Source organism: Streptomyces sp. SID5785, assembly GCF_009870065.1.
GTDB lineage: Bacteria > Actinomycetota > Actinomycetes > Streptomycetales > Streptomycetaceae > Streptomyces.
This window is the reverse complement of the sequence record NZ_WWIA01000725.1, coordinates 1-9,450: the sequence shown is the minus strand read 5'-3', so window position 1 is coordinate 9,450 and position 9,450 is coordinate 1. Positions and strand designations below refer to the sequence as shown.

Annotated in this window: 8 protein-coding genes; 4 read left to right on the top strand and 4 right to left on the bottom strand. The window is 73.5% G+C overall.

The genetic code is table 11. The features are described 5' to 3' along the window. The first annotated feature begins 440 nt into the window (after positions 1 to 440). Positions 441 to 2,147, top strand: coding sequence for an NAD(P)/FAD-dependent oxidoreductase (locus tag GTW43_RS23580; RefSeq protein ID WP_161304036.1), 1,707 nt, complete (start codon positions 441 to 443; stop codon positions 2,145 to 2,147). A 28-nt stretch (positions 2,148 to 2,175) separates the two neighbouring features. Here GTW43_RS23580 and GTW43_RS23575 read toward each other — a convergent pair whose 3' ends face one another. Together GTW43_RS23575 and GTW43_RS23570 are read right to left on the bottom strand one after the other, a co-directional pair. Further along, on the bottom strand, positions 2,176 to 3,105 hold the full coding sequence (locus GTW43_RS23575) for an LLM class F420-dependent oxidoreductase (protein WP_161304035.1): 930 nt from the start codon (positions 3,103 to 3,105) through the stop codon (positions 2,176 to 2,178). Between the two features lie 93 nt (positions 3,106 to 3,198). Further along, positions 3,199 to 3,912, bottom strand: coding sequence for a DUF5995 family protein (locus GTW43_RS23570; RefSeq protein ID WP_161304034.1), 714 nt, complete (start codon positions 3,910 to 3,912; stop codon positions 3,199 to 3,201). A gap of 170 nt (positions 3,913 to 4,082) precedes the next feature. On the opposite strand from GTW43_RS23570, the gene GTW43_RS23565 reads away from it, so the two are divergent. Continuing rightward, positions 4,083 to 5,204, top strand: a complete 1,122-nt coding sequence (locus GTW43_RS23565; RefSeq protein WP_161304039.1) for a glycoside hydrolase family 6 protein — start codon at positions 4,083 to 4,085, stop codon at positions 5,202 to 5,204. 39 nt (positions 5,205 to 5,243) lie between these two features. Here GTW43_RS23565 and GTW43_RS23560 read toward each other — a convergent pair whose 3' ends face one another. Next, positions 5,244 to 6,641: a solute carrier family 23 protein gene (locus GTW43_RS23560; RefSeq protein ID WP_161304033.1), complete on the bottom strand. Its 1,398-nt coding sequence runs from the start codon at positions 6,639 to 6,641 to the stop codon at positions 5,244 to 5,246. A gap of 296 nt (positions 6,642 to 6,937) precedes the next feature. On the opposite strand from GTW43_RS23560, the gene GTW43_RS23555 reads away from it, so the two are divergent. Continuing rightward, positions 6,938 to 7,369: a hotdog domain-containing protein gene (locus GTW43_RS23555; RefSeq protein WP_161304037.1), complete on the top strand. Its 432-nt coding sequence runs from the start codon at positions 6,938 to 6,940 to the stop codon at positions 7,367 to 7,369. Here GTW43_RS23555 and GTW43_RS23550 read toward each other — a convergent pair. Continuing rightward, positions 7,329 to 8,573, bottom strand: a complete 1,245-nt coding sequence (locus GTW43_RS23550) for an MFS transporter (RefSeq protein WP_237536774.1) — start codon at positions 8,571 to 8,573, stop codon at positions 7,329 to 7,331. The genes GTW43_RS23555 and GTW43_RS23550 overlap by 41 nt on opposite strands. A gap of 95 nt (positions 8,574 to 8,668) precedes the next feature. Here GTW43_RS23550 and GTW43_RS23545 point away from each other — a divergent pair. Further along, a partial coding sequence (locus GTW43_RS23545; protein ID WP_161304032.1) for an ROK family transcriptional regulator occupies positions 8,669 to 9,450 on the top strand: 782 nt, incomplete at its 3' end.

The following is a 9,450-nucleotide window of genomic DNA, read 5'->3' as shown; positions in this document are numbered from 1 at the left end:
TCGACGCCGGCCGCGGCCGTGCCGGTGGCCGCCACCAGCAGCGCCAGTGCCGCCGCCACCAGGATCCGCGTGCGTGCCATGGGAGAACCCCCTGAGATCATCGCTCCCGCCCGGTCGTTCCGGGTGTGAGAACGATCTCCCGGGGGCGCGGCCCGGCACGTCCGGCCACGGTCGGTACCGCCTCCGCCGCACGGGGGAGGCGGCCGCTCCACCCTCCGCGACCGTGGTGTCACGCGGGTGTGCAACGAATCGCCGGATCGGGGCCGCGCGGCGCAACGGATCGCATCCGCAGACGCAACGGTCCCGTCTTGCCCCGCCGACCAGCAAAAACGTAGCGTCTTTGCGGTCCCTCCCACCTCTGCCGCAGCCGTGCGGGGGACCGGCGCGCCCTCTTCCCCCGGCCGGCCCGCAGCCGCAGATCCGCAAGGAGTCCGTACCTCATGACGTCCACGGTGCCCACGACCGCCGTTCCGCACAGCGACGGCCAGCCGCCGATCACGATGTTCGGGCCGGACTTCCCGTACGCGTACGACGACTTCCTCGCGCACCCGGCCGGTCTGGGCCAGATACCGGCGACCGAGCACGGCACCGAGGTGGCCGTCATCGGCGGCGGGCTCTCCGGGATCGTGGCCGCCTACGAGCTCATGAAGATGGGCCTCAAGCCCGTCGTGTACGAGGCCGACGAGATCGGCGGGCGGCTGCGCACCGTCGGGTTCGAGGGGACGCCGCCGGACGCCGCCGGGCTCACCGCCGAGATGGGCGCCATGCGCTTCCCGCCGTCGTCGACCGCGCTCCAGCACTACATCGACCTGGTGGACCTCGAGACCCGGCCCTTCCCGAACCCGCTCTCCCCGGCGACCCCCTCGACCGTCGTCGACCTCAAGGGCGAGTCGCACTACGCGGAGACCATCGAGGACCTGCCGCAGGTGTACCGGGACGTCGCCGCGGCCTGGAACCGGTGCCTCGACGAGGGCGCCGACTTCTCCGACATGAACCAGGCCATGCGCGAGCGCGACGTGCCGCGCATCCGGGAGATCTGGGCGAAGCTCGTCGAGAAGCTCGACAACCAGACCTTCTACGGCTTCCTGTGCGAGTCCGAGGCCTTCAGGTCCTTCCGGCACCGCGAGATCTTCGGCCAGGTCGGCTTCGGCACCGGCGGCTGGGACACCGACTTCCCGAACTCGATCCTCGAGATCCTGCGCGTCGTCTACACCGAGGCCGACGACCACCACCGCGGCATCGTCGGCGGCTCGCAGCAGCTGCCCCTGCGGCTGTGGGAGCGCGAGCCGCAGAAGATCGTGCACTGGGCGCCCGGCACGTCGCTGTCCTCCCTGCACGAGGGGGGCGCGCCGAAGCCGGCCGTGACCCGTCTCGCCCGCACCGCCGGGAACCACGTCACCGTCACGGACGCCGACGGCGACATCCGCACGTTCAAGGCGGCGATCTTCACCGCCCAGTCCTGGATGCTGCTGTCCAAGGTCGCCTGCGACGACGAGCTGTTCCCCATCGACCACTGGACGGCCATCGAGCGGACCCACTACATGGAGTCCAGCAAGCTGTTCGTGCCCGTCGACCGGCCGTTCTGGCTGGACAAGGACGCGCGCACCGGCCGCGACACCATGTCGATGACGCTCACCGACCGCATGACCCGCGGCACCTACCTGCTCGACGACGGACCGGACCGGCCCGCCGTCATCTGCCTCTCCTACACGTGGTGCGACGACAGCCTGAAGTGGCTGCCGCTGTCCGCCGGCGAGCGGCTCGAGGTCATGCTGAAGTCGCTCGGCGAGATCTATCCCGACGTCGACATCCGCAAGCACATCATCGGCAACCCGGTCACCGTGTCCTGGGAGAACGAGCCGTACTTCATGGGCGCGTTCAAGGCCAACCTGCCGGGCCACTACCGCTACCAGCGCCGCCTGTTCACCCACTTCATGCAGGACACGCTGCCCGCCGACCGGCGCGGCCTCTTCCTCGCCGGCGACGACATCTCCTGGACCGCCGGCTGGGCCGAGGGCGCCGTGCAGACCGCGCTCAACGCCGTGTGGGGCGTCATGCACCACCTGGGCGGCGCCACCGACCCGACCAACCCGGGCCCCGGCGACCTCTACCCGTCGATCGCCCCGGTCGAGCTGCCCGACGACTGAGCGGCACCCGCGAGGCGGCGCGGACCGGTCACACCCCGGCGGCCCGCGCCTTCTCGTACACCTCCGCGGCCAGGTCCGTGAGCTCGGCCGCGTCGGCGGCCCGGCCCTGGAGGTCGACGAAGATCTCGTCCAGGCCGATCGCGGCGTGCGCGACGAGGTCCTCGACGATCTGGTCGACGCTGCCCTGGAACGGGCGGCGGTCCTCGCCTGTGTACGGCTCCCGGGTGTGCTCCGTGTTCGCCCGCAGCACCGACCGGATCGGGGTCGTCCGGCCGCGCTCCTCGGCCGTCTCCCGCAGGGCGGCCCACTCCCGGGCGAGCGGCTCGGCCCCGGCCGACACCGGCATCCAGCCCTCCGCGCGGTCCACCAGCCGGCGCCGCGCCTTCGGGCCGCCCGCCGCGAGCAGGATCGGCAGCGGCCCGGCCGGCTTCGGCCCGACCTCCGCCGGGGCGATGGTGGTCAGCTCGCCCTTGTACGACACGGGGTCCGGGCCCCACACCGCGCGGCACACGTCGATCAGCTCGTCGAGGACCCGGCCACGCTGCTCGAAGGGGGCCACGGAGGCCGCCGCGTACTCGTCGTGGGACCAGCCGGTGCCGAACCCGGCGACGACCCGGCCGCCGCTCGCGGCGTCCAGCGAGGCGAGCGCACGTGCCAGCTGGAACGGGATGTGCAGGGGCGCGACCAGCACGCTGGTGCCGAGCCGGGCCCGGGACGTGGCCCCGGCCGCGAGCGTCAGCGAGACGAGCGGGTCGGCGACCGAGCGGTACTGGTCCGGCCAGGGCAGGCCCGGGACCCCGTAGAGCCCCTGGGTGGCGGGCTCGGGGAACAGGACCCGCTCGAAGACCCACAGGCTCTCGTACCCGATCTCCTCCGCGGCGCGTGCCACCTGCGGGATGTCGCGTCCGATGGCGTACTGCTTCATCTGGGGAAGGCCCAGGCCGAGCCGAGTCGTCATGCCGTGCTCCTTCGTCGTCCGCGTCGCGCCCGTCCGGGGCGCCACGATGTCAACGCCCGTGGATCGTCCGGGTGTTCCGTGACTGATGGTGTGTCAGTCCGGCAGCGGGGTCAGCAGCATCCGGCTCACCAGTCCCACCGAGGTGTCGAGGCGCTGGCCGAACTCCGCGGCGAGCGGCGGCAGTCCGCGCAGCGCCCACAGCGCGCGGGCCGCCGCCCAGGCCGCGTCGCGCGCCCGCTCGATGCTCCAGGAACTCAGCAGATGCGTCAGCGGATCGGCCACCTGGAGCAGATCGGGGCCCGGCATCAGCTCTTCGCGGATGTGCTCCTCCAGCGCGCCGAGGAGTTCGCCCACGCGGTCGAACTCGTCCTCGAGACCCTCCGGTTCGCAGCCGAGCGTACGACACGTGTCCACGACGGCGAGCGCCAGATCGTGGCCGATGTGCGCATTGATGCCCGCGAGCGCGAACTGCAGCGGGCGTACTCCCGGATGGCGGCGGAACATCAGGAGCGGACGCCAGCAGGCGGGCGGCCGGGCCCCGCGCGCCGCCGCGTCGACGGCCGCGAGATAGCGCTCCGCGAAGCGGACGTCCAGCGTGATCGCGGCGGACCGGTCGGGGAAGCCCTCGCTGCGCCCCGCGGCGACGGCCCGGCCGATGGTGTCCGTGACGGTGAGGTAGACCCGGTTGAACACGGCCACGCCGTCCGTCGGCGGCAGATCCGCGGACAGGGCGCGCATCCGCGCGAGGACGGTGTCGACCCCGTCGGCCGGGACGTGAAGGTGTGCGATCCGCTGCGACTGCGCCATGCAGGAAGGGTCCCAGCCGTAGGGTGACGCGGGTGCCGCCGGGCCGGGGGCTTCCCCAGAACGGGGGAACGGGCCGTGGCGCGAGGGGGGAGAGCACCGTGGCAGGGTTACGCGCGCGACGGCTCGCCGAGCGGAGGGCGGCGCGGCGCCGTGCGGCCGGCCGTTCGGCGATCGTGGCGGCCGCCTCGGCCGTGGTGGCCGCGGGGACACTCGCGGGTCTCGTGTCCGCGCTCGGCGAGGGGCCCGACGGCGGGGACGAGGCGCGGCCCACGGTCAGCTCGTCCCCGAGCCCGCAACCACTGCCCGTACGGCCGAGCCCCGCACCGACGAGCGCGTCGCCGTCCCCGAGCAGGCATGCGGCCACGCCGAAGCCCCGTCCCGCGAAGCCGAGTTCCGCCCCTCCGCGGCCGTCCGACGCGCGGCTCGCCGCGACGCGCCTGTACCGGCACGGCGACTCCCAGGTCCTCGACTGGGTCCGGGCCCACCGCGGTGACCCGCGCCGGCCGCTCATCGAGGCGGCGATAGCGGACCGGCCCGCGGCCGTGTGGTTCGCCGACTTCACCCCCGCCACGATCACCGCCCGGGTCCGTGCGGTCACCTCCGGCGCGGCGGGCGCGGGCGGGGTGCCGGTCGTCGTCCCGTACACGATCCCCGAGCGGGACTGCGGCGGCGCCTCCGAGGGCGGGGCCCCGGACCTGGCCGCGTACGACGACTGGATCGACCGGTTCGCGGCGGGCCTCGGCGACCGCGAGGTCATCGTGATCCTGGAGCCGGACGCGCTCTCCCAGACCGAGTGCCTGAGCGCGGACCAGCGCACGGGCCGGTACGCGGCCCTGGCCCGGGCCGGCCGCGTCTTGAAGGCGGCGAACCCGCGTGCCCGCGTGTACTACGACGCCGGCCACTCCGGCTGGAACACCCCGGCCGCCCAGGCCGCCCGCCTGCGCGCCGCGGGCGCCGCGTCCCCCGCCTCGTCCGACGGGATCTTCAGCAACGTCTCGAACTTCCACCGCACCGCGGACGAGATCGCCTACGACCGCCGGGTCCTCGCCGCGATGGGCGCCCCCGCCTCCCTCGGCGCCGTCGTCGACACGAGCCGCAACGGCAACGGCGCCCCGCCCGCCGGAGAGTGGTGCGACCCCGACGGCCGGAGGATCGGCCGCTCCCCGACCCTCACCACGGGCGAGTCCCGCATCGACGCGTACCTGTGGGTCAAGCTCCCGGGCGAGTCCGACGGCTGCAAGGGCGACCCCGGCACGTTCACCCCGGACTACGCGTACGAGCTGGCGGACTGATCGCGGCGCGGGCCCCCGGGCGGGGTGACGGGCCGCAGGTCAGGCGCCGGTGGTGTCGGACGGCGGCTTCCTGTCGTACGCGGAGGTGCCTGCGTCCAGGAGGGGTTCCTGGGTCTTGAGGTGGGCCGGGGCCATCGCGCGCAGGGCGTGGTAGCCGGTGATCACGACGATCGTGCCGAGGGCGATGCCGCTCAGGGAGAAGTTGTCGGTGAACTTCAGCGACACGTTGCCGACGCCGATGATGATGCCCGCGGCCGCCGGGACCAGGTTCAGGGGGTTGCGCAGGTCGACCTTGGCGTTGATCCAGATCTGGGCGCCGAGCAGGCCGATCATGCCGTACAGGATGACGGTGATGCCGCCGAGGACGCCGCCGGGGATGGCGGCGACGATCGCGCCGAACTTCGGGCACAGGCCGAACAGGAGGGCGAAGCCGGCCGCGGCCCAGTAGGCGGCCGTCGAGTAGACGCGGGTGGCGGCCATGACGCCGATGTTCTCGGAGTACGTCGTGTTCGGGGGGCCGCCGACGGCCGTGGAGAGGATCGACGCGGCGCCGTCCGCCGAGATCGCCGTGCCGAGCTTGTCGTCCAGGTTGTCGCCGGTCATCTCGCCGACGGCCTTGACGTGTCCGGCGTTCTCCGCGATCAGCGCGATGACAACGGGCAGCGCGACGAGGATCGCGGACCACTCGAAGGACGGGGCGTGGAAGGAGGGCAGGCCGATCCAGTCGGCGTGGCCGACCGCGGACAGGTCGAGACGCCAGTGGTCGACGGCCTCCGCGCCACCGTTCACGGAGTGGATGCGGCCGAAGATCCGGTCGAACAGCCAGGAGATGCCGTAGCCGAAGAGCAGACCGAGGAAGATCGCGATGCGGGACCAGAAACCGCGCAGGCACACCACGGCCAAACCGGTGAAGAGCATCACCAGGAGCGCGGTCCACTGGTCGGCGGGCCAGTACGTGGAGGCGGTGACCGGGGCCAGGTTGAAGCCGATCAGCATGACGACGGCGCCGGTCACGATGGGCGGCATCGCGGCGTGGATGATCCGCGCGCCGAACCGCTGCACGGCGAGGCCCACGAGGAAGAGCACGACGCCCACCGCGAGGACCGCGCCGGTGACCGTGGCGCTGGATCCGCCCTGCGCCCGGATGACGGCGGCGACCCCGACGAAGGAGAGCGAACAGCCCAGGTAGCTGGGCACCCGCCCGCGCGTGGCCAGCAGGAAGATGACCGTCGCGACGCCGGACATCATGATCGCGAGGTTCGGGTCGAGGCCCATCAGGACCGGAGCGACGAACGAGGCGCCGAACATCGCGACGACGTGCTGGGCGCCGAGTCCGATCGTCCGTGGCCAGGAGAGCCGCTCGTCGGGGCGGACGACGGCACCGGGGGCCGGGGTGCGCCCGTCGCCGTGCAGTTTCCAGCGCACGCCGAGGTCCATGGTGGGTCTGCTTTCTGTGGTGCCGACGGCTGGTGTGGTGCGGGTGATCGCTCCGGTGCCGGTGTGGCTCGAATCAATCGCCTCATGTTAATGCGACGTAAGTGCGACCCTCGCGCCGCCGCCGACCGTGCGGCACACCCGTGACCCCCGACCGTCTGAGCGGTCGCTTAGCGCAGGGCCGTACGATGGCGCTCTCAGCACCCCGCGCGCCGGACCGCGCACCGATCGCACCAGGAGCACCACCCGTGACCGCCGAAGCCCTCGCCGTCCCCGCGCCGTCCGATCCGTCGACCCCGATGGCCGCGCACGGGCCGCTCGTGCCCGTCACCGTGCACTTCGACGATCTCGACGCCCTCGGCCTGCTGCACAACGCGCGCTACCCCGTGATGGTCGAGCGGGCCTGGACCGCCCTGTGGAACGAGCGCGGGCTCGTCTTCGCCGGGGACTGGGCGGCGGCCGGAGACTTCTGCAACGCGGTCAAGGAGTTCACGATCACCTACGACGCCCCGGTCAAGCAGCCGGGCGCCTACGCGGTGCGGCTCTGGCTGGAGCGGCTCGGCCGCACCGGGCTGACCTACGGCTTCCGGTTCTGCTCGGCGGACGGCACCGTCACGTACGCGCACGGGACGCGCGTCCTGGTCCGGCTGGACCCGGCGACGCTGCGCCCCGCGCCGTGGAGCGACCGGTTCAGGACTTCCGGGCAGGATCTGCTGCGCCCGCGGGGCTGACCGGCCCGGCGGCCCCGGACGGGGTCCGGTCGCCGCCGCGCAGCACGCCCGCGAACACCGCGAGTCCGCAGGCCAGCACCGTGACCACGCCGAACGACACCACGAGGCTCGTCGCGTCCGCGATCGTGCCGATCGCGGACGGCGCGATCAGCCCCGAGGTGTACGTGATGGTGGCGACGCCCGCGATCGCCTGGCTCGGGTTCGGCCCGCTGCGCCCGGCCGCGGCGAAGGCGAGCGGCACCACGACCGCGATCCCGAGCCCGAGCAGTCCGAATCCGGCCATCGCGACCGCCGGGTTCGGCGCGACCACCACGAGCAGGGCGCCCAGCGTCGCGACGAGCCCGCTGACCCGCACGGTGCGCACCGCGCCGAACCGGTCCACGACGGCGTCGCCCGCGATCCGGGCCACCGCCATGGTGAGCGTGAAGGCGGTGGTGCAGGCCGCGGCGAGGCCCGCCGAGGTGTCGAGGACGTCCCGCAGATAGACGGCCGACCAGTCCAGGCTCGCGCCCTCCGCGAAGACCGCGCAGAAGCCGACCGCCCCGATGAGCAGCGCGGACTTCGGCGGCAGGGAGAAGCGCGGCGGCGCCTCCTCGTGCTCGGTGGGCCGCAGGTCGAGGACCCAGCGGCAGGCCACGAAGCCGATGCAGGTGAGTACCGCGGCGGCCAGCAGGTGGTGCAGCCGCGCGTCCGCGCCGATGTGGGCGGCGAGCGTCCCGCCCGCCGAGCCGAGCAGTGCGCCCGCACTCCACATGCCGTGCAGCCCGGACATGATCGATTTGTCGAGACGGGTCTCGATCTCGACGCCGAGCGCGTTCATCGCCACGTCGGACATGCCCGCCGTGGCGCCGTAGACGAAGAGGACCGCGCACAGCGTGACCAGGTTCGGTGCGAGCGAGGGCAGGGTCAGCGCCAGCGTCCACAGCGCGAGCAGGCCGCGCAGCGCGGTGCGTGCGCCGAACCGGTGGCTGACACTGCCGGCCACCGGCATCGCGACGGACGCGCCGATCGCCGGGAAGGCGAGCGCGATCCCGAGCTGGCCCGCGCTGACCCCCGCGTGATCCTGGATCCAGGGCACCCGGGTCGCGAACGAACCGGTCACCGCGCCGTGCACGCAGAAGACCGCCGCGACGGCGTACCGGGCGCGCTTCAACTCCCTCGGCGCGTACGCCCGTTCCTGCTGTGCTCCTGGCATTCCGCTCATCCCGCGTGGTCCCTCCCGGTCGCTCCCCAGCGTGCCGCCGTAAACTATCAGGAACCCTGCCTGATAGTTAACCCGTTTCCGCGTAGGATCCCGCCATGCCCGCATCACCGAGGACCGCCCGAGCCATCAACGACCGGCTCGCCCTGCGCCTGTTGCAGGAGGAGGGCCCGCTGACCGCCGGGCAGCTGAAGGAGCTCACGGGGCTGTCCCGGCCCACCGTCGCGGACCTCGTCGAGCGCCTCACGGCCTCCGGGTTCGTCCAGGTCGTCGGCGAGACGGGCGCCCGGCGGCGCGGCCCCAACGCCCGGGTGTACGGACTCGTCGCCGACCGCGCCCACCTCGCCGCCCTCGACGTACGCACCGAAGGGGTCCGCCTCGTCGTGGCGGACCTGCTCGGCACCGTGCGCGCCGAGGCCGCGCTGTCCGTCGAGACGCGCGAGGCGACCGGCGCCGCCGTCGAGCGCACCGTGGCCCTGCTCGACCGCGCCACGAAGGAGGCGGGCGCCGAGCGCCTGCACACCGTCGGCGTCGGCGCCCCCGGCCTCATCGACCCCGTGTCCGGCGAACTCCGCGACTCCTCCAAACTCCCCGAATGGCATCGCCGGCTCGTCCCCGCCCTCCAGGAGCGGCTCACGGCGCGCGTCCTCGTCGAGAACGAGACGAACCTGGCGGCGCTCGCCGAGCGGCGCGACGGCGTCACCCGTGACCGCGACACGTTCGTGCTGCTCTGGCTCGGGCTCGGCATCGGCGCCGCCGTCGTCCTCGACGGCACGCTGCGCCGCGGTGCCTCCGGCGGCACCGGCGAGGTGGGCTTCCTGCCGGTCCCGGGCACCGCCAAACTGCCCTCCGCGACCGACTGCGGCGGCGGCTTCCACGC

Bases quoted from the DNA above. Each gene is read 5' to 3' on its own strand.
- GTW43_RS23555 (WP_161304037.1), top strand. From the start codon at position 6,938: ATGGCCGCGCACGGGCCGCTCGTGCCCGTCACCGTGCACTTCGACGAT.
- GTW43_RS23575 (WP_161304035.1), bottom strand. From the start codon at position 3,105: ATGACGACTCGGCTCGGCCTGGGCCTTCCCCAGATGAAGCAGTACGCC.
- GTW43_RS23570 (WP_161304034.1), bottom strand. From the start codon at position 3,912: ATGGCGCAGTCGCAGCGGATCGCACACCTTCACGTCCCGGCCGACGGG.
- GTW43_RS23560 (WP_161304033.1), bottom strand. From the start codon at position 6,641: ATGGACCTCGGCGTGCGCTGGAAACTGCACGGCGACGGGCGCACCCCG.
- GTW43_RS23550 (WP_237536774.1), bottom strand. From the start codon at position 8,573: ATGAGCGGAATGCCAGGAGCACAGCAGGAACGGGCGTACGCGCCGAGG.
- GTW43_RS23580 (WP_161304036.1), top strand. From the start codon at position 441: ATGACGTCCACGGTGCCCACGACCGCCGTTCCGCACAGCGACGGCCAG.